This is a genomic window from Streptomyces sp. NPDC093018, from assembly GCF_040684035.1.
In the GTDB taxonomy this organism is placed as follows: domain Bacteria; phylum Actinomycetota; class Actinomycetes; order Streptomycetales; family Streptomycetaceae; genus Streptomyces; species Streptomyces murinus.
Genome location: NZ_JBFBFF010000013.1, coordinates 1 through 21,552 on the forward strand (window position 1 = coordinate 1; position 21,552 = coordinate 21,552).

Genomic DNA, 21,552 nt, shown 5'->3' on the forward strand with positions numbered 1-21,552 from the left:
GGCCGTCGCCGACCAGGGGGTGCAGATCGCCGTGACCGGGGCGTACGGTAACCCGGGGGGTGACCAGGTCCCGACGGCTCCCAGCACGCCGGACGGCCGCCCATCACGTTGGGCGAACCCCGTTCACAAGGTCATCCGCTCATCATCCAGCGGATCAACCGCTCATCATCCCCATCATCATCTGCCTATCATCCGAACGATCAGCTGCTCATCGCCCCGTCCACCACCAGATCGTGCCCCGCCACATACCCCGCCTCCGGCGACGCCAGCCACAGCACGGTCCGCGCGATCTCCTCGGCGGAACCCACCACCCCGGCCGGACTCTCCGCCGCCATCCGCCGGTGCCGGTCCTGCGGGGTCTCGCCCGGCCGGGTCGCCCACATAGGGGTGTCCACCGGGCCGGGCGAGATCGCGTTGATCCGGACGCCCTCGGGGAGGAACTCCCGCGCCGCGGCCCGGGTGAGCGCCAGGACGGCGGCCTTGGAAGCGGAGTAGGCGGCGAGCGGCGGCACCGTCATATGGGCGGCGTTCGACGCGTTGTTGACGATGACGCCCCCACCGGCCCGCCGCATCTGGATGATCTCGTGCTTCATCAGCAGGAACGTGCCGGTGAGATTGGTCGAGATCACCTCGTCCCACTCGGCGGCGGAGAACTCGGTGAGCGAGCCGACCAGGGAGACGCCCGCGTTGTTGAAGGCGATGTCCAGCGCGCCGTACGCGGCCACGGTGGCGGCGACCAGGCCGCGCACCTCGTCCTCGGAGCGCACATCGCAGGGCACGGCGGTCGCCCGGCCGCCCTCCGCCCGGACCGCCGCCACCGTCCGCTCCAGGCTCTCGGCGGTACGACCGGCCACCACGACCGCCGCGCCACGGCGGGCGAACTCCACCGCCGTGGCCCGGCCGATCCCCGAGCCGCCCCCGGTGACGAGGACGACCCGCCCCGCGAACCGCGCGGTCATACCGGCGCCCTCCAGTCCCCGATCATGCCGCGGAACAGCCCGTCCACGCCCGGCTCCAGCTCGCCCCGGCGCCGCACCGACAGCGGCACCGGCGCGGGCTCCAGCGCGCCGACCGGCGTGGTGAGGTCCGCCGTCGCGGCCGCCAGCAGGCCGAAGAACATACGCGCCAGCTCGATCGCCGTCTCCTGTCCGACGAGCCGCGGCCTGTTCTCCAGCTCCAGCGCCAGCTCGCCGTGCCGCCGGCCCAGCGAGAACGTGACGTCGTAGCGCGCCGAGCCGGTCACCAGCTTGTTGGTGGCGAGCGTCCCGGACCCGAAACTCCGGGTGGGAGACGGGGTGTTCTGGAGGATGAACATGGCCTGGAAGCAGGGCGTGCGCTCCGGCTCCACCGGCGGCGCCAGCTCGTCGAGCAGCACACCGTAGGGGAGGTCCTGGTTCTCGTGGGCCGCCATGACCAGCCGGTGCGTGTCCTCCACCAGCCGGCCCACCGGCACCTCGGGCCGGAACGTGTACGGCATCACCAGCGTGTTCACGAAGAAGCCGACCACGTCAGCCCAGCGCGGATCGGTGCGGCCCGCGAAAGGTGTGCCGACGGCCAGCCGGTCGCATCCGGTCAGCCGCCGCAGCGCCAACTGGTGGACGGCAAGCCCCAGGACGAAGAACGACGTACCGCAGGCCCGTGCCGCCTGCTGGGCGTCCTTGACCAGACTCTGCGGCAGCCCCAGCCACGCCATGTCCCCGGCCCACCACGGGGCTTCGGGGTCCCGGCCGTCCTGCGGCCACGGCAGGGGCGGGGTGGGGTCGGCCAACAGCTCGCGCCAGTAGTCGAGTTGGGCGCCATGCAGGCCCCGGGCGATCCGGCGGCGCTGCCACAGCGCGAAGTCCACGTACCGGTGCGCGGGCGCCGGGCGGCCGGACGACCCCGACGACAGCGCGTCGTACCGGTCCGCCAGGTCCTCGAAGAAGACGGGGGAGGACCAGCCGTCGAAGGCGATGTGGTGGAAGTTGACGACCACCACCGTCTCCTGCGTCGCCAGGCGCACCAGATGGGCCCGGGTGGTGGGCTCCGCCCGCAGCTCGAAGGGGCGCGCGGCCTCCGCCGTCCCGATCTCCCGCAGCCGCCGCAGCCGTTCGGCCTCGGGCAGCGGGCGCAGATCGTGGCGGAGCACGGGGATGTCACCGGGGTCGTGCAGCAGGGCGCTGAGCCGTCCCGCCGACTCCCCGAAGGACGCCCGCAGCGACTCGTGCCTGGCCACCACCGCCCGCAGGGCCCGCTCCAGCGTGTCCAGGTCCACCGGGCCGCGCAGCAGCACCGCGATCGGCACATTGAACGCCGCCGACTCGGGGAACCGCGCCTGGTACGCCCAGTGCCGCTCCTGTCCGAGCGAGGCCCGCCAGGCCGAACCGGCGCCCAGGGCCCGCGCCCGCTCGTCGTACGCCGTCATCGTGCTCGTGCTCGTGCTCGTGCTCGTGCTCGTGCTCATGCTCCCGCCTCCTGCCGCCGGGCCACGACGACCTCGGCGAGCGCCGCCGGGGTGGGGGCGTCGAAGAGGTCGGCGACGCTCACGGCCACCCCGAACCGGTCCTGGAGCCGGGACGCCAGCTGCACCGCGGTGAGCGAGTCGCCGCCGAGGGCGAAGAAGTCGTCGTCGGGTTTGATCTCACCCGCGCCGAGCGTCTCGCCGAGCAGGCGTACGACGGCGGAGACGGCGTCGTCGGGATCGGGCGCGGCGGGCCGCGGTGCCGGTTCTCCCGCGCCGACCGATGGCCGTACGACGACTGCTTCGGGCGCCACCGCCCCGGTGCCGTGGGCCTCTTCGGCCGGGGCGCCCCTGTCATCCGGTGCGACCGGTGTCCACTCCTGCGCCGGCACCACCGCCACCTGCGGCGGAACATGCTCGGTCAGCAGCCGCATCAGGGCGTCGATGCCCTCGTCCAGGGTGATGCCCGAGGTCAGTCCGATCGGCGGCGCCTCGGGGGACGGCACGCCCGGGACGGCCGGTACGGGTGTCTCCCCGGTGAGCGCGATCTTGGTGTAGCCGCTGACCACGACCACCGCCCGGCCCAGGTCGTCGTACAGCTCGGCGTCCACGGTGGAGCGGCCGGTCCGCTCCGGGCGGCGCGCCATGCGGGCCGTAAGGCGCCCCGGCAGCTCGCCGTAGACGACCGCCCTGCGGCAGGTGAACGGCACGAAGTCGCCGGCCGGCAGGTTCAGGGCCAGGGAGCGGTCGAGGAGGACCGGGTGGACGGGGTGGGTGTCGAGGTCGGCGAGGTGCTCGGGGGCCAGTTCCAGGCGGCCCACCGTCACCTCGGTCTCCCGGTGGGCGGCGCGGACGCAGCCGAACCGCTCCCCGAACTCGAACTCCGTGGTCGCTCCGTCGGGCGCCCCGGGGGTGACGGCCGGCCAGCCCGCGCCGAGCGCGGCCGGGTCGGTGCCCGGCCGGTCGGCGGTCAGGGTGCGGTCCACGCGGACCCGGGCCCGCGCGTGCGTGGTCGGCGGTGCCCCGCCGGTCGCGGCCAGGACCGTCGCGTGCCAGGCGCCCTCGGCGGACTCCGTCAGGGTGACGGTGATGTCGGTCGGCTCCGCCACGAACAGCGGCTCCGACAGCATCAGGTCCTCGATGACGACGGGGTCGAGGTCGTCGGCGCCGCCCGCCTCCCGCACGGCTCGTACGAGGAGGTCGAAGTACGCGGCACCGGGCAGCAACGCCCGTCCCTGGAGGCGGTGTTCGGCCACGAGCCAGTCACCGGGCGCGACGGTGGTGCGCCAGTGGGTCCCGCCGTCCGGTGCCGGGTGGTGCCGGGTTTCCGGGGTGCTGCCGGCCATGCCGATGCCGTGCCAGGCGGGCCAGTTGACGCTCACGGTGACCGGGGCGCCGGGCGGGGTGCCGACGGCGAGCGCGTCCATGAAGGCGTTCGCCGCCGCGTAATCGGCGCTGCCCAGCAGGCCGTTGAGGGCGGCCCGGCTGGAGAACAGGGTCAGGAACCGGACGCCGGGCGTTTCGGCGACCAGCTCGCGCAGCACCAGGGTGCCGGTCACCTTGGCGGCGAGGACCGCCTCCATGTCCGCCCGGGAGCGGGTGCGCAGCAGTCCGCCGCCCGCGACGCCCGCGGTGTGCAGGACGCCGTGCACGGCGCCGTACCGGGCGCGCAGTGCGTCGAAGACGCCCCGCACGGCCGCCGCGTCGCAGACGTCGGCCGCGTGCAGGGTGACCTCGGCCCCGGCCGCTTCCAGCGCGGCGACCGCCGGGGCGATCCGCTCCCGCCGCGCGGGCCGGTCGGCGCCGCGGCCCAGCAGGGCGAGGCGCGGGCGCAGCCCGGTGTGGGCGAGCGCCCGTGCCACCGCGAGCCCGAGGGCGCCGAGCCCGCCGGTGACGACGTAGACGCCGCGTTCCTCCAGCAGGGTGCCGACCGGTCCGTCGGCCGGGTACTCCGTGCGGTCCGGCAGCCAGCGGCGGGCGCCGCGCAGGGCCACGGCCGCGTCGGCCGTGGCGGGGTCGGCGAGTTCGGCGGCGAGCACGGCCGCGGGCACATGCCCGACGTCGATCAGCCGCACCTGTCCGGCGCCCGTCTCCAGCGCCGCCGACCGGGCCAGCGCGCAGGCGGCGGCGCGCGCCGGGCTCAGCGGCTCGGCGCCGGTCACGTCCACGGCGGACCGGGTGACGACCGCGAGGGGCAGCGGACGGCTGTCCGCGTCCCGGCGCCCGGCGGCCGCCTGGAACAGTTCGACGAGGGACCACAGGGATTCGTCCAGCGCCGGGTGCGAAGTTCCGTCCGCCGGAACGGACTTGTCCGGGTGCGGCTCGGCGAAGGCGCGGCCGTGCACCAACAGACGTACGTCCAGCGCCTGTTGGGCGAGGTGATCCAGATAGGCGGTGATGTCCTCGGGATGTCCGCGCCGTAGCGTTCCCCGGTAGTCGGCGGCCTCGTACGCATCGCCCTCGGCGACCGGGACGGCCCGGTAGCCCGCCAGCTGGACGGCGGTCAGCAACTCCCGTGCCGCGTCCGGCTCGTCGGGGATGAGCACCAGGGCGTGCCCCCGGCTGCCGGGGGTGCGGCGCGCGGCGGCCGGTACGTGGCGGTCGGGCCGCCAGCCGGGCAGTGCGAGGACGGGACGCCCGGGGGCCGGGGCCTCCGGCGCGAGTTCCCCGGGTACGGCCTCTCGCGGGGCCTGCTCCGGTACGGCATCCCGCGCGTCCTGCGACGCGTCCTCCCGCGCGCCCGCCGCGGAGGGTGCCGCCGCCGGTCGCCCGCCCGCCGCGTACGGCAGCCAGAACTCCCGCCGCCGGTAGGGATACCCGGGCAGCACCACCCGGTGCGCGTCCTCGGGGCGCGGCAGCGCCTCCCACTCCACATCCGCCCCGTCACACCATGCGTGGGCGAGCGCCCCCCAAAACGCGGCCCGGTCGCCGTCGACCGCGTCGGCGGGCCTGGGCAGGCAGCCGACGGCGCGGTGACCGGCGTCGCGCAGTCCGGGATGGCGGCGGATCAGGCTGGACAGGGCCTGGCCCGGGCCCACTTCGAGGATCCGGGCCGGTTCCTCGCCCGCCAGGGTGTCCAGGGCGTGCCCGAACAGCACCGGTTCCACGAGCTGTTCGGCCCAGAACCGGGGCGAGGTGGCCTGCGCGTCCGTCAGCGGGCGGCCGGTGGCGGCGGAGAGCACCGGGATCTCCGGGGCGCGCAGCGCGCAGCCCGCCAGCAGATCGGTCAGTTCCGCGACCGCGGGGGCCATCATCGGGGTGTGGAAGGCGTGCGAGGTGGACAGCAGCCTGCCCTGCACCCCGCGCCCGGCGAGGAGCTCCCGGAAGGCCGCGACGGACTCGGCCGGGCCGCCGACCACCACCTGCCCCGGGCCGTTGACCGCGGACACCGCGACGCCGGGGACGAGCAGCTCGCGCACCATGTCCTCGCCGGCGGCCACGGCGAGCATCCGGCCGGGCGGCATGCCCTGCATCAGCTCCGCCCGGCGGGCGACGAACCGTACCGCGTCCGCGAGCGGGACGACCCCGGCGAGCGTGGCGGCCACCACCTCGCCCACGCTGTGCCCGACGAGCGCGGCGGGCTCCACACCGAGCACACCGAGACTCCGGGCGAGTGCGAACTCGACGCTGAACAACAGGGGTTGGGCGTGCACGGTGCGGGCCACGGCCGCGGGGTCGCTCTCCTCCTGCCACATCGTGACCAGGTCGGTGCCGAGGGCGTCGGAGAACATTCCCAGGCACTCGCGCACCCGGGTGTCGAAGTCGGGCAGCTCGGCGGCGAGGCCCGCCGCGGCCCGTGGATGCTGGGAGCCCTGCCCGGGGAGGGCGAACACCAGCCGCCGGGGGGTGCCGTCCGACAGGGCGGTGGGCGCTGTGTCCGGGTCGGCGAGCAGCCGGGCGGCCTCGGCCGGGCGGGTGAAGGTCAGCGCGGCGCGCACGGGCAGCGCCCGGCGGCCCGTCTGCGCGGTGAGGGCCACATCGGCCGCGGCTCCGTCCGGCAGCGCGGCCAGCGACGTGGCAAGGCGGGCCCGCACCGCGCCCGCCGCCTCCCGGTCGGTGCCGCTCCACACCAGCAGTTCGGTGCGCTCCGGGCGCTCGGGCGCCGGGCCGGGGCTCGGGGCCTCCTCCAGGACCACATGGGCGTTGGTGCCGCCGAAGCCGAAGGAGCTGACGCCCGCGCGGCGCGGGGCCCCGGCCGTGCGCGGCCAGGGCAGCACCGCGTCGGCCACCTTGAACGGGGTCTCTTCCAGGCGCAGTTGCGGATTGGGCGTCCGCACGTTGATGGTGGGCGGGATGCTCTCGTGGCGCAGTGCGAGGACCGTCTTGATCAGGCCGACGATGCCGGAGGCCGGGCCCAGATGGCCCAGGTTCGACTTGACCGAGCCGATCGCGCAACTGCCGCTCGGCAGCTCGCCTTCGGCCACCGCCAGCATGGCCTGGTGCAGCCCGTGCACCTCGACGGGGTCGCCCATCTGGGTTCCGGTGCCGTGCAGTTCGACGTACGACACGGTGCCCGGGTCGACGCCGGAGACGGCGAGGGCCTCGGCGATGACCCGGCTCTGCCCCTCGGAGCTGGGCGCGGTGAAGCCGGGGCGTGCTCCGCCGTCGTTGTTGACGGCGGAGCCCCTGATCACGGCGTGCACCGGGTCGCCGTCGGCGAGCGCGTCGGCGAGCCGCTTGAGGACCACCACCCCGCCGCCGCTGCCGAAGACCGTGCCGCTCGCCTCGGAGTCGAGCGGCCGGCAGTACCCGTCGGCGGAGTCGATGCCACCGGCCACATGGCGGTAGCCGCGCCCGTACGGAGTCTCGATCTCCACGCCGCCCGCGAGCGCGATGTCGCAGTCGCCGAGCCGCAGCGCCTGGCAGGCCAGATGGGTGGCGACCAGGGAGGTGGAGCAGGCGGTGCGCACATTCAGGCTGGGACCGTCGAGGCCGAGCCGGTAGGACGTGTACGTGGCCAGGTAGTCGATGTTGTTGGAGACCAGGGCGACCATGTCGCCGACCTGGGCGAGGAGTTCGGGGTCGGCCCGGATGTGGTCGTCCACGTAGGTGTCGCTGGCGCAGCCGCCGTAGACGCCGATCTCCCCGTCGTAGCGGGCGGGTTCGTAGCCGGCGTGCTGGAGGGCGGTCGCGCACAGTTCGAGGAAGAGCCGGTGCTGCGGGTTGCGCAGTTCGCTCTCGCGCGGGGAGATGCCGAAGTAGGTGTGGTCGAAGCCGCCCACGTCGTCCAGCAGGGGCCGGGCGGCTATGTAGTGCGGGTCCTTGATCAGGGCAGGGTCCTCGCCCGCGGCCAGCAGTTGTTCTTCGCTGAGCCGGTGGATGCTGTTGCGTCCCGCGAGGAGGTTGCGCCAGAACTCGTCGGCGTCACCCGCGTCGGGGGCCCGCACGGACAGTCCGATGACCGCGATGGCGTCAGTGCTCACTGCTCCGGTGCCTTTCTCGCTGGGGAAGGGGGGCCGTGGGGTCAGCGCTTGTTCTGGCGCCCTCGGCGCAGAGCGGAGCGGACCGCGCGGCGGGCGTCGCGCTCGTCGGCCGCCGAGTGCGGCGCCGCTTCGCGGCGCGGTGCCCGCACGGGTGGGGTGCTGGTGGTGTCCCTGCCGAGGTGGGCGGCGAGGGCACGGGGGGTCGGGAAGCGGAAGACGTCCGCCAGGGTGAGCCCGAGTCCGTCCGCCGAGACCAGCCGGTGGTACAGCTGGAGCAGGCTCATCGACACCATGCCCGCGTCGAAGTAGGCGGTGTCCGGGGTGAGTTCACGGCCGGGCGGGCACAGGCTCCGGGCACGCTCGGTGATCAGCCGGACGAGATCGCGCCGCCCCCGGGCCGCTTGCTCGGCCGTTTCCCCGGCCGCCTCGCCGGGTGCCGGTCGGCCGGGCGCGCCGGTGGGGCTCTCGCCGCGTCGGCCCTTCAGCTCCTTCAGCAGCTGCGGGACATCGGCCTTGCCGTTTCGGCTCAGGGGGAGGGCGGGCAGCCGGATCCAGTGCGCGGGGTGCTGCCATCGCGGCAGGGTCCGGGCCAGTTCCGCCGCCAGCTCCTCGGTGCTGTCGAGGGCGGTGCCCGCGACCCAGGCGAGGAGGCTCCCGGGGTGGTCCGGGTCGGTGGCCACGGCGCAGTGCTCGACACCGCGCAGCCGGGCCACGGCGCCCTCGACCGCGTCCAGTTCGACCCGGTGGCCGCCGAGGGAGACCTGCCGGTCGGCACGGCCCACCAGGGTCACGGCACCGTGCCGGTCGCGGCGGGCCAGATCCCCGGTCGGGTACCGGCGCAGGCCGTCCCCGAGGTCCGTACTCGCCCTCCGGCCGGGTGCGTTCAGATAGCCGGGAGACAACGCCCTGCCCACCACGGCGAGTTCCCCCACCTCGCCGGTGAGCGCCGGGCGCCCCGACGTGGTGACGATCTCCAGCCGCCGGTACGGGGTGCCCCGTCCGATGGGCACGGTGGCGCGCGGTTCGTCCTGCGGGGTCCACCGGTGCAGGCTGCCGGCCTGTGGTGTCTCGGTGGTGCCGTAGAGGTTGAACAGGGCCGCTTCGGGGGCGAGTCGGGCCATCTCCTCGGCCCGGGTGTCGTGCAGGGGCTCGCCGTGGAAGACCACGGCCCGCACCGAGGGCAGGACGCGGCCGTCGCGCACTGCGGCGAGGATGCCGGCCTGCGAGGGCGTCAGATGCAGCACGGTGGCACCGGCTTCGGCCAGCAACTCCAGGTGCCGGTCCGGTCGTTCCACCTGCCCGGGGCCCGGCAGCCGGACCCGGGCGCCGAGGGTCAGCGGCAGCAGCAGGGCCCGCAGCACGGGGTCGTGGGCGGCCGGTGTCGTCAGGCAGAAGACATCGTCGCCGCCCAGGCCCAGCTCGGCCGCGTACCAGGCCAGCGGCTCGGGAAGCGCGTCGGCGGGCAGCACCACCGGCGCCGGGCTCCCGGACGTCCCGGAGGTGACGATGAGATGACCGGGCGCGTCCGGCGCGAACTCCACCTGTGCCGCATCCGGTCGCGTCGGCATGGGCCGGTCGACACGCTCGTACGGCACTCCCGGCACCGTCTCCGGGCCCGTCCCCAGCACCAGTGCGGCATCGGCCGCGCCCAGCACCTCCCGGCGCCACGGCGCGGGGGCCTCCGCGTCCACGAGCAGCACCGGGCACCCGGCGTACCAGGCGCCGAGCAGCGCCACGGCGAGCCCCGCGGTACGGCGGGCCAGTACCGCGACGGTCCGGCCGGGCTCGGTCCGCTCCCGCACCAGGGCGCCGACCCGGCGCACCCGGTCGGCCAGTTCCGCGTACGTGACCGTGCCGTCCGCCCCGACCAGCGCGGGCCGCCCCGGCCCCCGCTCGGCCTGGGCCAGCACGGCACGGACCAGGTCGGAGCAGGTGCGGCGGGGTTCGGGGGCCGGAATCACCGAGGCGGCGGGCGCCTCGGACCCGGCGAGCACCGACAACAGGGCCTCCCGGCACGCCTGGAGGAAGTCCCCGGCCGTACCCGCGTCCCAGAAGTCCGTGGCGTGGACCAGCCGCAGCCGGTAGCCCCCGTCGGGGCGGCGCGAGAGATAGAGCCCGAGGTCGAACAGGGACCAGCGGGCCGGGGGTTCCTCGGCGACGGCCGGATGGCCGCCGAGAGCGGTGGGCGGCGCCGCCCGCGTCAGATCGTTGAACCACGCCTGGAACAACGGGTTCTCCTGCGGGGACCGCTCCGCGCCGACCTCCGCCACGATCTCGTCGAACGTCACCGCCATGTGCTCGGCCGCGGTGAGCACCGCCTCGGCCACCGGCCCGAGCAGCTCCCGCGTCCCGGCGCCCGCGGGCACGTCCACCCGCACGGGCACGGTACGCATGAAGAAGCCGACGGCCTCGTGCTGTTCCTCCGTCTCGCGGCCCGACATCGGCACGCCCACGAGCACATCGCGCCGCCCCGTCCAGGCGGTGAGGGCTCGGGCGTAGGCGGTGAGGGCGAGGGTGGCGACGGTGACCCGTTCCGTCCGGCACACCTCGTCGAGACGGCGGCCGGTGTCCGCGTCGAGGTCGGCCGACGCCTGCGCACCGCGGTGGTCCGGGAGCCCGGTGCGCGGCCGGGTGTGCGGCAGCCCGAGGCGCTGCGGGGCGCCGTCGAGCCAGGAACGCCAGAACTCCCGGTCGGCCGCCCGCCGTTCGGCGGCCCCGGCGCCCTCCGCGTCCTCGGGCGCCGAGGCCAGCGCGGCGCCGAACCCCACCGGATCCGGCAACCGCGCGGCGCGCCCCTCGGCCCGTGCCGCGTACAGCTCGGCGAGATCGTGCTGGAGCACGTCCAGGGAGCGCTGGTCGCTGACCAGATGGTCGACGCTGAGCACCAACCACGAGGTGTCGGCGGCCTCTTGGCGGAGCAGCCCGACCGCGAGCCGCGGAAGCCGGTCGGGCGGGAAGGGTACGTCCGCGATCTCGGCGACGAAGTCCCGTACCACCGCGTCGGTGACCGCCGCGAGCGAGCGCACGGTGAACGACTCGGGCCCGCCCGGCGCCAGGACGCGCCGCCGAGGCTCCCCGGAGGACTCCAGGACCGTACGCAACGACTCGTGCCGGGCGACCAGATCACCGCACGCCGCCCGCAGCACGGCCGGGTCGAGCGCGCCGCGCACCCGCAGCACTCCCACCACGTTGTACGCCGGGCAGTCCGGGAACACCTGCTGCCAGAGCCACAGCCGCCGCTGCTCGGGAGAGGCCGGACCGTCACCGCCGCCGCGTCCGGCGGGCGCGGTCCGGACGCGTTCCGGTGCCGTCCCGGGCAGCCGGGCCCGCAGTCCGGCGAGCGACACGTTGTCCCGCAGGAACACCGACAGCGGCAGCCGTACGCCCCACCGGCCGAGGATCCGTCCGGCGAGCCGGGCCGCGGCCAGGCTGTGCCCGCCCGCGTCGAGGAAGCCGCGCCCCTCGTCGTCGGGCAGGTGACCGACGGCCTCCGCCCAGCAGCCGGCCAGATCGTCGGCGGGACGACGGCCCTGGGCCGGCGCGGCCAGCCGTTCCTCCGCCAGCGCCCGCAGCGCCTTGGTGTCCTGCTTGCCGCTGCCGGTGAGCGGCACGGCCTCCACGGCGGTGAACAGCGCCGGTACGAACGCCTCGGGCAGCGCGGCGGCCACCCGGTCCCGCAACTCCCGCCACAGCGCCTCGTCCGCCGCGGTCCCCGGCGCGGGCACCACGAACGCGCACAGGGCCGCCGCGCCGTCCGGACCCGGCGCCGCGACCACCGCGGCATCCCGCACCGGCGCGAGGTCCCGCAGCACGTCCTCGGTCTCCCGCGGCTCCACCCGCCGGCCGCGGATCTTCACCTGCTGGTCCATGCGGCCCAGGTACTCCAGGGCGTCGCCGCGCCTGCGCACCAGATCGCCGGTCAGGTAGAGCCGGGGCACCGGACACCACGCGGGCGCCGCCACGAACGCCGCCTCGGTGAGATCCGGCCTGTTGAGGTACCCGAGGGCCAACGGGACGCCACCGATCGCGAGTTGACCGGCCTCGCCCTCCGGCACCGGACGCAGCTCCGCGTCCAGGACGACCAGCGTGCAGTTGTCGATGGGACCGCCGATCAGCACCGTGTCCGGGTCCGGCGGGCACGGCCACGCCGTGACGTCGATGGCCGCCTCCGTCGGGCCGTACAGATTGTGCAACTCGGCGTCGAGCACGGCATGGAAGCGTCGTACGAGACCGGGTGTCAGGGCCTCCCCGCTGCACACCACCGCGCGCAGCGAGACACACCGCCGCACACCCGGCCAGCGCAGGAACTCCGCCAGCATCGACGGCACGAAGTGGCAGACCGTGACGGCATGTCGGACGACCCGGTCCATGACCTCGCCGGGATCGCGGTGCGCACCGGGGGGCATCAGCACCTCGGTGGCGCCGCACACCAGCGGGCCGAGCAGCTCCCAGCCGGACACGTCGAACGTGGCGGGTGTCTTCTGGAGAATCCGGTCCGCGGGGCCGAACCCGTACGTCTCGCACATCCACAGCAGCCGGTTGCACAGGGCGCCGGAGGGGACGACGACACCCTTGGGCTCGCCGGTGGAGCCGGAGGTGAACAGGACGTAGGCCGGGTGGTCGTCGGCGACCTCGGGGAGCGGCACCCGCGGCGCGCCGGACACCGGGCCCACCGGATCCACCGGGTCCAGGCGCAGCACCCGTACGGCGTCCTCCTCGGGGCCGTCCAGGCTGTCCGCCGTCTCCCCGGTGACCAGCGCGAGCCGCGCCCCCGAGCGGCGCAGGATGCCGAGCCGCCGCTCGCGCGGGTCCTCCGGGGCCAGCGGCAGATAGGGCAGACCCGCCTTCAACGCGCCGAGCAGCGCGAACACCAGGGCGCGCCCGCGCGGCACGCAGACGGCCACGACGTCCCCCGGGCGACCGCCGGCCCCGGCGAGCAGCCGGGCGACCGCGTCGGAGGCGCCCTCCAGCTCGGCGTACGTGACCGAGCCCGACTCGTCGACGAGCGCCACGGCGTCCGGCGTGGCGGTGGAGACGGCCCGGACGAGCCCCGGCACACCGTGGGGCGCCGGGCGGTCCCGGTCCGGGCCTCGCAGGATCGCACCGTTGGCATCGGCCGTCGAGCCGTCCATGCGCATTCCCTTCCAGAGCGGTGAGGTGGGGCGGAGCAGGCTCGGTCACGAGAGGGGGCGTCAGCCGCCGTCCGTCGCGAAGCGGCGCGCCCTGCGGTCGTTGCGGTGCAGCAGCACCAGTCCGGCCACCAGCCAGGCGGCGCCGACCAGCGCCTCCAGGGCCGCCTGCGCCGCCCAGGGCCGGCCGTCGGCCAGGGCCCGCAGCGACTGGGCGCCATGGGTGAGGGGCAGCAGCTGCGACACCCAGCGCACGGGCGCGATCAGCCGGTCGGTCGGCGCGATGATGCCGCACAGCACGAGCAGCGCGTACACCGCGAGGTTGGTCAGGACGGGGGAGGCGGGGTGCAGGGCGGCGACCGCGGCGACGGCGAGGCCGAACGCGGTGGCGCTGAGCGCGGTGAGCACGAACAGGCCGGAGCCCTGGAGCAGCGCGCCCATCAGCCGCCACTCCTGGAAGAAGGCGCACACGCCGACCACCGCGACCAGCGCCGAGGCCACCGCCTCCACGACATAGATCCAGCACCGGGTGAGATGGACCAGGGGCAGTCCGGGCCCGCTGATCCGCACCCGGTACAGGGTGCCGGCGGCCAGGTCCTCGGTCATGCTGTCGGCCGCCTTGACGACCGCCGCGAGCGACAGGACGTGCACACAGGCGCCGACGATCGCGAACCGCCGCCCCGCCAGGCCGCCCGCGAGATAGCCGAGGTAGGCGAGGAAAAGGGGCTGGAGCACCGACCGGGGCACGGTGGAGCCGATCAGGGTCTTCACCCCGTACACGGCCAGGTAGTCGCGGCGGGCCGCCCCGGCGACCGTCGTCAGCCCGCGCAGGCGTTCAGGAGAGCGCAAGGGTGCCTCGTTCCCTGGCCCGGTGCAGCACCGTGCGGAACGCCCAGCGGGCCAGCAGCGCGTAACCGCCCGTGGTGGCGCACAGGCAGAGCCACGCGGCGGCGCTCTGCGCCCGGCCCTCCGCGGCGGCGGTGAGCACCTCGGTGGCCCAGCGCAGCGAGATCACATCGGGCACATGCCGCAGCCAGCCGGGCAGCAGCCGGATCGGTACGATCATGCCGCCGAGCAGCGACATGGGGTAGACCAGCGCCTCCGCGATCCGCATGGCGGCGGGCGTCAGCAGGAACAGGCAGCTCAGCAGCGCGCCGAGGACCAGCGCCGAGCCGAACGTGGCGAGGGCGGCCAGGACGAAGAGGACCGGGTCGGCGATGCGCAGCGGCTCTCCGGTGAGCAGGCCGACACAGCCGATGGTCACGGCGATCAGCAGGGCGCAGCGCAGGGCCGTACCGAGCGTCTTGCCGAACAGCACCGTGCCGAGGCCGGTCCGCCGGGTGAGGATGCCGGGCAGGGTGCCCTGCGCCAGCTCCTCGCGCAGGATCAGACCGGTCTGCCAGATGGCGCAGCTCCACAACGCCAGTACGCCGCAGCCCAGTTCGATCTGCCGGGCGGTCAGCAGGGAGTGCGGGCCGCGGGCGAGCAGGGTGGCCAGGCACAGCGCCGCCGGCACCACGCAGCCGGGGATCACCGCGCTGAGGATGTGCTGCTGGCGGAGCTGGAAGACCATCGTGTGCCGCAGCACGGACAGTACGGACGGTTGGGCGCGCGGACCGGACCCCGACGTCATCCGTCCTCCCCGGTGCCGGGACCCGCGAGGCGGTTGAACACCTGCTCCAGACCGACCGGCTGGACGCGTACGTCCCTGATCCCGCCCGCGGGCCACAGCCGGGACAGCTCGCGCAGGGACTCCGCGGTCCACGCGGCGACCTCGAACTCGGTGCGCCACAGGGCCTCTTCGCTCGCCCGCTCGCTGGACAGGGTCCGGATGCCGGATCCGCCGTCCCCCTCCGCCGTGACCGGGCAGGGGGAGTCGGACAGGACCACGACGGTGGTCGCGGCACCGCTCTGCTCCAGCAGCGCGGCGAGCGGCAGATCGTGGCTGACGACGCCGCCGCGCAGGATCACCACCCGCGCCGCCAGCCGCTCGATGTCCTGGAGATTGTGGCTGGTGAGCAGCACGCCCACCCCCTCGTCGGGCAGCTTGGCGACGACCGAGCGCAGCCGTTCCGTCTCCAGCGGGTCCAGGCCCACCGTGGGCTCGTCGAGCATCATCAGCGCCGGGCGGGCCATGAGACCGACCGCGAGATGCAGCCGCTGCTTCATGCCCTTGCTGAACGCGCCGACCGAGCGGTCCGCCACATCGAGCAGCCCCACGGAGGCGAGCGCGTCGCGCGCCGCGGGGGCGAGGGTCCTGGTCGGCAGGCCCGAAAGGGAGCCGAACAGCATGGCGTTGTCCAGGGCGGACAGCCTCGGGTAGAGACCCCGGTCGCCGCCGAAGACCACGGACAGCCGGGTGCGGACCGCCCGCGGATCGGCCGCCACGTCCACGCCGTCGACCAGCACCCTGCCCCGGGTCGCCGTCAGCAGGGTGGCGATGATGCGCAACAGGGTGGTCTTCCCCGCGCCGTTGACGCCCAGCAGCCCGACGATCTCCCCGCGGCCGACCGTGAAGGACACCTCGGACAGCGCGGTGACGACCTTCTTCCGGTCGACGTAGTCACGGCCCACACCGTCGACGACCAGGGCGGGCGGCGTCACCGCGCCCCCTCCCGCGCGCCCGGCGCCCCGGACCCCTCCCAGGGCGCGGCCCACGGCTGCTGCCACTCCTCCTCCGGCAGCGCCCGCCGCCCGAACCGGCGGGGCCACTCGGAGGTGTCCGCCGGCTCTCTTCCGGGGAGGGCCGAGCCGGGCACGGGCAGCGCGACCGACCACAGCGGACCGAGCCGGGCACCGCGCGCCAGCTTCGCCTCGTACGTCTCCATTCCGAGGTGGAGGACGCGCAGACCCTGCCGGTGCATGTATTCGACGGGCAGGTAGTAACAGAGCGCGTAATACTCGAATGCTTTTCCTGTCGCCGCGTAGTCGAACCCCACCGCGCGCGCGTACAGCGTGTCGCCGAATTCATACATGAGTGAGAAACCGACGAGTCGCCCCGAACGGCGTGCGGTGAAGACTCTGGAATATTTTCCGAGCGCTTCGACCTGTCCGGCGAGATATTCCCGCATTCCCTCGTCATGCGCCTCGTGGCCGTATTTCCGCTGGATCTGCCCAAGTAAGGGAGCGGCCTCCGTGTAACAGTCCGCCAGATTTTCGAGGCCCAGTTCGTACCCGGCGGCACGGAATGTGGAGAACTCGTGACGGACGGCAATCCTCCGTTTACTGCTGAGTTTCCGCAGGTATTCGTCGAAGGGTGCGCCATCGGTGACCACCGCCGCGTCGGCCCCGTCCAGGGCGACCGCCGCGCCGCGCTCCCACAGCAGCCGGGCGGTGCGGGTGGTGGCGAAGGGGAACAGCAGTCCGCGCGCGCCGCGGGCGGCGGCCCGCTCCAGCGCCGCGGCGAGCAGCGCGTCGAGTTCCGGGCCGGTGTCCGGGGCGGCGGGCAGTTCGTACCGGTATCCGCGGCGGGCCCCGGCCAGCGCCCAACTGCCGTCCAGGCCCAGCAGATCGAGATGCCGGCGCTGCGCGTAGTACGGGTTGTGCTCGGTCTCCACGTCGTACACCGGGAGGGCGCAGGCCAGCCGTTCGGGGTGGTCGGCGCGCCGGGTGAGGAGGTACTCGACGCCGGCTCCGGGCTCGCGCTCGACCGAGCCGAGCCAGGCGTGCGACGCGTACAGCCCCCCGGGTGCGGCGAGGGCGTCCCACTCGGTCGCCGCGATCTCCGTCAGGGACGGCACGGCACGCACCTCGACCGTGATCGGCAAGGTGCACCCCCTTCCGCTCGACATGGTTCATTGCAAGGAACCCATCAGAGATTTCGCCTCGTCAGAGGGAAACCCAGCGCAGAGGAAAGGAGCACCGTCCCCCGACAGAACTTCATATTAGCCAGGCACTGACGACACACCGCAGTGACCCAGGTCACACGCTCTCCGGTATGTACCAATGGCCCGAAACGTCATCGGGTTCCCGCGGCAACCAATGCGCAGTTTCCCGTGGATCACCCCCGGATTAATTGCTTGCCTCTACCGAACGGGGATGCTTAACTCCCCGGAGATAACGGCCGAAGCTCGTGCGTCTTGACAGATCCATAGGCTCAGGGGGAATCATCGACGGCGACTGCACGTCTGCAAGCACCGTCGGGCCGGTGGTCCACACGGCTCTCACCGATGAACTTTTACGGCTTTCCCTGCCGCGGCTCCGTTCGGCATTCGGCCCCTCGGTGGAACTCCGCCCCTGGCAGGAGGCCCCGGAGCGGGACGGGGTCCTGCTGATGGCGCCGCACGAACTGTCCGCGGGCCGGCGCGCCGAGGTCCTGCGGTCCGCCCGCTGGTCCTGGGTCCATCTCACCTCCGCCGGCGCCGACTTCATCGACCTCGCCGAGTGGCCCGCCGACACCCTGCTCACCCGCAGCTGGCGCTGCTACGCGGCGCCGCTCGCCGAGTACGCGCTGCACGCCGTGCTCACGCATGAGTGGCGGCGCGGTGCGCCCTGGCAGGAGCGGGACACCCGCTCGGCGGCGGCCCCGGACACCCCGCCGGTCCCCGCCGGGTCCGGTACCGGGGGCGGGGCCGGGCTGTGGGGCGCCGAGGTCACCGTCGCCGGATGGGGCGCCGTGGGGCAGCGCCTCGCCACCGTCCTCGACGCGCTCGGCGCCCGGGTGACCGTGCTGCGGCGCAGCCCCGAACCGGGTTCTCCCTTCCGCCAGACCTCCGACCTGGGCCGGGCCCTGGACGCCGACCACCTGGTGGTGGCGCTGCCGCTGACCGCGGGCACCCGGCACCTGTTCGACCGGGCCGCGCTCGGCCGGGCCCGTCCGGGCCTGCACCTCGTGAACGTCTCCCGCGCGGCCATCGTCGACCAGGAGGCGCTCACCGAACTCTGCGCGACTGGACGGCTGTTCGCCACCCTGGACGTCACCGACCCGGAACCCCTGCCGACCAGGCACCCGCTGCGATCGCTGCCCACCGTACGGCTCTCCCCGCATGTGGCATGGCGCAGCCGGGACAGCGACGCGGCGTTCGCCGACGACTTCGCCACGATCTGGGCGGCGCTGGCGGCCTCCAACGCCTCGGCGGCTCCCGACCCCTCGGCGGCCGCGGGCTCCTCGGCCGACCCCCACTCCTCGGGTGCCCCCGACATCTCGCATGCCCCCGGCATCTCGGATGCCTCCGCTCCGGGCGTTCCCGTGCCCGCTGTCCCCGTGGCCGGCGCGCCTGCTCCGGGCGTTCCCGTGCCTGCCGTTCCCGTTCCCGTTCCCGTGCCCGCTGTCCCCGTGCCCGGCGCGTCTACTCCGGGCGTCCTCATGCCCGCCGTCCCCGCTCCGGGCGTCCTCATGCCCGCCGTCCCCGCTTCGGGCGTTCCCGTGCCCGCCGCCCCCGCGCCCGGCGTGCCCGCATCGGACGCCCCCGCCCTCGACGCCGTCATCCCCGGCCTCGTGCCGCCGACGAGCGGGAGACGCGCCCGGGCCGCCGTGCGCGCCCTCCTGGCGCTGGGCCGGTCATGACCGGCACCCGCACCTCGACCACCCGCACTCCGACCACCGACACCTCGACCACTCGCACCCTGACCACCGGCACCTCGACCACCCGCACCTTGACCACCGGCATTCGCTCCCTGACCACTCGCACCCCCATCACCGGCACCCTGACCACCGGCATTCGCCCCCTGACCACTCGCACCCCCATCACCGGCACCCTGACCACCGGCACCCCGACCACCGACATCCGCCCCCTGACCACCCCCACCCCCACCCTCACCCCCACCCCCCGCAACGGCGCCGACACGACAGGCCGATCATGACCAGTTCTCCCGCCCCCCACCGTCCTTCGGACGCGGCCGGCCCGCGCCCCCTGGCCGTGCTCCTGCACTCCCGGCAGCCCCTGACCACCGACCCCGCGGCCACCTTCGACCCGGCGAGCTGGGAGACCGTCGTCCTCACCGACGCCGAGGGCGGGGCCGACGCGGTGCTGCGCGAGGACGCGCCGGGCGGCACCCCGGTCGTCCACCGGGCGCCGCGCGACACCTGGGCCACGGAGATCCGGCGGCTCGCCGGGGACCGGGCGGTGCAGATCGTCACCAACGACGAGTACTGCCTCATCAGTTGCGCCGACCTGCGCGCCGAGTTCGGGCTGCCCGTGCGGCACCCGGCCCGGCCCGCGCACTACATCGACAAGGTGCTGATGAAGGAGCGCCTGGCCGCCGCCGGGGTGCGCGTGCCGCGCTTCCTCGCCCTCACCGAGGGGGTACCGGAACCGGGGGCCGGTCTCGCTCTGGTCGCCGGGACCATCGGCCTGCCGGCCGTCGTCAAGCCTCGCCGGGAGGCCAACTCCCGCGGTGTCGCCATCCTGCGCACGGAGCCCGAACTGCGGGACTGGCTCGCCGGGCACCGGGGTGAACAGGGCTGGCAGATCGAGGAGTTCCTCGACGGCGCCTTCCATCACGTCAACAGCCTGGTCCGCGACGGCGTGCCCACTCCGGTCCAGACCGGCACCTATCTCGGCCCGCTGCTCGACCTGCCCGACGGCCGCCGCCTCGGCGGCTGGACCGTCCCCTACGACAGCGAACTCTCGCGACGTGCCCATGAGTTGAACCGCGCCGTGGTCGCCGCCCTCGGTGCCGAGGGGGCCTTCGTCGTCCACACGGAGTTCGCCGTCAACGGTGACGGTGAGCTGATCGTGGTGGAGGTCGCGGGGCGGGCGCCCGGCGCCCTGGTCTCCGAACTGGCCCGCCTGCACACGGGGTTGAACCTGGAGGAGGCCAACCTGGCCCTCCAGGCCGACCTGCCCGTCCCGGACCCGCAGCCCACGGGCGACCAGGCCGCGTGGGTGTGGATCCCCGTGATGCCGGGCGAGCGGTACCGGCACACCCCCGAGACGACGAGCAAGCATCTCGTGCACATCCGCCGGGCCGCACAGCGGACCCACACCGGCACCTCGGGCGCCCTCGGCGTCTCGGTGCTGCTGTGGCACACCGACCCCGGCGTCCTGGCCGCCGACGTACGGACCGCGGCCACGGCGGCGTGGTGCGGCGCGTGAGCCACGGCGGCCCGGCCGCCCGCGGCGCCTGACCCAAGAGGCTCGTCCCCCCGTCCATCAGCCCGGAGCTTGGAGAACGCATGGCCACCAGCACCGCACCGCCGAACGGAAACCGGACCGGCACGTCGTACCTGGCCGGCCTCGCCGACGGCCGACGGGTGTACCTCGCGGGCCGACCGGTCGCCGACCTGGCCCACGACCCGGGCACCGAGGGCATGGCCGCCTTCCTCGCGGAGCTGCTCGACGAGCACCGCCCGGACGGCGAACTGACCGGACCCGACGGGCACCCCCTCGCCTATTCCCTGGCCCACTCGGGCGACGAGGTGCGCGCGCGGGGCCGGGCCTTCGCCCGGATCGCCCGGCTCAGCGGTGGACTGATGGGCCGCAGCCCCGACTTCGTCGCCACCGTCCTCACCGCCTGGGCCGGTGCCGCCGACCACTTCGGGCCGTACGCCGACCACGTCCGCGCCTACTGGCGGCACGCCCGCGCCGCCAACCTCCTGCTCACCCACGCCATCAGCGACCCGCCCGCCGACCGCCACCTCGGCCCCGGCCCGAACGGCGAGGTGCAGGCGCTGCGCGCGATCCGCACCACCGACGAGGGAGTCGTCGTACGCGGCGCCAAGATGCTCGCCACGCTCTCCCCGTTCGCCGACGACCTGGTCGTCTACCCGTTCCGCCCGCTCGGCGAGTCCGAGACCGACCAGGCCCTGTGCTTCGCGGTCCCGGTCGCCACCCCGGGACTCACCCTGTACTCCCGGCCGTCGTACGCCCCGACGCCCGCCGGGGACGGCCCGCTCGCGGGCCGCTTCGACGAGCTGGACGCGGTCTGCCACTTCGACGACGTGCTGATCCCCTGGGACCGGGTCTTCATCCACGGCGACGTGGCCGCCGCCAACAACCTGCGCCCCGGCACCGGCATGACCTCCTACGCCTGGCACCAGTCCGCGGTCCGCGCCTGGATCAAGGCGGAGACCGTGTACGACCTCGCCGACCGCTGCGCCAAGGTCAGCGGCCGCGACCGGCAGCCGCTGGTGCGCCAGCAGCTGGGCGAACTCGGGGGAATCGTCGAGACGTTGCGGGGACTCGTCGTCTCCGCCGAGACCGGCACCCGGCCCGACGGGTTCGGCCAGCACGTCTGCGATCCGGTGCCCCTCGCCGCGTCCGGGATGCTCAACGCCCGGCTCTACCCCCGCGCGATCGAGCTGCTCCAGGCCATCGCCAGCAGCGGACTGGTGATGCACCCCGTCACCGCCGACGAGGACCCCGGATCGGCCGGCCACGCCTTCATGCGGACCTACTTCACCGGCGCCGGTGTCGACGGTCTGGCGCACGGCAGGCTGCTGCGCGCCGCCGCCGACCTCACCATGAACCGCTTCGGCACCCGCCAAGTCCTCTACGAGCGGCTCTTCCTCGGCCCGCCCGAGACCTTCCAGGCCAAGTTCTACGACATCTTCGCAGCCGGCCGCGCCGTCGACAGCCCCGTGCTGGACGGCCTCGACGGCTGACCCCCGGCGCCGGGA

General features: G+C 74.6%; 12 protein-coding genes. 4 read left to right on the plus strand and 8 right to left on the minus strand.

Features of this window, described 5'->3' with window-relative positions:
* Positions 1-200: 200 nt before the first annotated feature.
* Genes AB0N90_RS25930 through AB0N90_RS25965 form a run of 8 tightly spaced genes read right to left on the minus strand, consistent with a single transcriptional unit; the run spans position 201 to position 16,759 of the window.
* Positions 201-959 carry an SDR family oxidoreductase gene (locus tag AB0N90_RS25930; protein WP_365200478.1) on the minus strand — a complete coding sequence of 253 codons (759 nt, stop codon included), beginning with the start codon at positions 957-959 and terminating at the stop codon, positions 201-203.
* A complete protein-coding gene (locus tag AB0N90_RS25935) occupies positions 956-2,443 on the minus strand; it encodes a condensation domain-containing protein (protein WP_365200481.1) in 1,488 nt (495 codons plus the stop codon). Before AB0N90_RS25935 ends, AB0N90_RS25930 begins: the two co-directional genes overlap by 4 nt.
* Positions 2,440-7,863, minus strand: a complete 5,424-nt coding sequence (locus AB0N90_RS25940; RefSeq protein WP_365200484.1) for an SDR family oxidoreductase — start codon at positions 7,861-7,863, stop codon at positions 2,440-2,442. Before AB0N90_RS25940 ends, AB0N90_RS25935 begins: the two co-directional genes overlap by 4 nt.
* Before the next feature lie 41 nt (positions 7,864-7,904).
* Positions 7,905-12,995: an amino acid adenylation domain-containing protein gene (locus tag AB0N90_RS25945; RefSeq protein WP_365200486.1), complete on the minus strand. Its 5,091-nt coding sequence runs from the start codon at positions 12,993-12,995 to the stop codon at positions 7,905-7,907.
* 60 nt (positions 12,996-13,055) lie between these two features.
* Entirely contained in the window at positions 13,056-13,841 is a 786-nt protein-coding gene (locus tag AB0N90_RS25950; RefSeq protein ID WP_365200488.1) for an ABC transporter permease, read from the minus strand.
* The gene (locus AB0N90_RS25955; protein ID WP_365200490.1) at positions 13,828-14,625 is read right to left on the minus strand and encodes an ABC transporter permease; all 798 of its coding nucleotides are present in this window, start codon (positions 14,623-14,625) and stop codon (positions 13,828-13,830) included. Before AB0N90_RS25955 ends, AB0N90_RS25950 begins: the two co-directional genes overlap by 14 nt.
* Positions 14,622-15,596, minus strand: coding sequence for an ABC transporter ATP-binding protein (locus tag AB0N90_RS25960; RefSeq protein ID WP_365200492.1), 975 nt, complete (start codon positions 15,594-15,596; stop codon positions 14,622-14,624). Before AB0N90_RS25960 ends, AB0N90_RS25955 begins: the two co-directional genes overlap by 4 nt.
* Positions 15,593-16,759 (minus strand): GNAT family N-acetyltransferase, encoded by a 1,167-nt coding sequence (locus tag AB0N90_RS25965; RefSeq protein WP_365200495.1) that lies wholly within the window; start codon positions 16,757-16,759, stop codon positions 15,593-15,595. Before AB0N90_RS25965 ends, AB0N90_RS25960 begins: the two co-directional genes overlap by 4 nt.
* A gap of 380 nt (positions 16,760-17,139) precedes the next feature.
* Here AB0N90_RS25965 and AB0N90_RS25970 point away from each other — a divergent pair, with 380 nt between their 5' ends.
* The 4 genes from AB0N90_RS25970 to AB0N90_RS25985 all read left to right on the plus strand — a co-directional run bounded on the left by AB0N90_RS25970 (position 17,140) and on the right by AB0N90_RS25985 (position 21,537).
* Positions 17,140-18,498: an NAD(P)-dependent oxidoreductase gene (locus tag AB0N90_RS25970; protein ID WP_365200497.1), complete on the plus strand. Its 1,359-nt coding sequence runs from the start codon at positions 17,140-17,142 to the stop codon at positions 18,496-18,498.
* Positions 18,495-18,794, plus strand: a complete 300-nt coding sequence (locus tag AB0N90_RS25975) for a hypothetical protein (protein ID WP_365200500.1) — start codon at positions 18,495-18,497, stop codon at positions 18,792-18,794. Before AB0N90_RS25970 ends, AB0N90_RS25975 begins: the two co-directional genes overlap by 4 nt.
* Positions 18,791-20,029, plus strand: coding sequence for a hypothetical protein (locus tag AB0N90_RS25980; RefSeq protein WP_365200502.1), 1,239 nt, complete (start codon positions 18,791-18,793; stop codon positions 20,027-20,029). The genes AB0N90_RS25975 and AB0N90_RS25980 overlap by 4 nt, the downstream gene beginning before the upstream one ends.
* Positions 20,030-20,109: 80 nt before the next feature.
* Positions 20,110-21,537 (plus strand): 4-hydroxyphenylacetate 3-hydroxylase N-terminal domain-containing protein, encoded by a 1,428-nt coding sequence (locus tag AB0N90_RS25985; RefSeq protein ID WP_365200505.1) that lies wholly within the window; start codon positions 20,110-20,112, stop codon positions 21,535-21,537.
* The last annotated feature ends 15 nt before the right edge of the window (positions 21,538-21,552 follow it).

Coding starts and splice junctions, on each gene's coding strand:
- AB0N90_RS25930 (WP_365200478.1), bottom strand. CDS start 959: ATGACCGCGCGGTTCGCGGGGCGGGTCGTCCTCGTCACCGGGGGCGGC.
- AB0N90_RS25935 (WP_365200481.1), bottom strand. CDS start 2,443: ATGAGCACGAGCACGAGCACGAGCACGAGCACGAGCACGATGACGGCG.
- AB0N90_RS25945 (WP_365200486.1), bottom strand. CDS start 12,995: ATGGACGGCTCGACGGCCGATGCCAACGGTGCGATCCTGCGAGGCCCG.
- AB0N90_RS25955 (WP_365200490.1), bottom strand. CDS start 14,625: ATGACGTCGGGGTCCGGTCCGCGCGCCCAACCGTCCGTACTGTCCGTG.
- AB0N90_RS25975 (WP_365200500.1), top strand. CDS start 18,495: ATGACCGGCACCCGCACCTCGACCACCCGCACTCCGACCACCGACACC.
- AB0N90_RS25980 (WP_365200502.1), top strand. CDS start 18,791: ATGACCAGTTCTCCCGCCCCCCACCGTCCTTCGGACGCGGCCGGCCCG.
- AB0N90_RS25985 (WP_365200505.1), top strand. CDS start 20,110: ATGGCCACCAGCACCGCACCGCCGAACGGAAACCGGACCGGCACGTCG.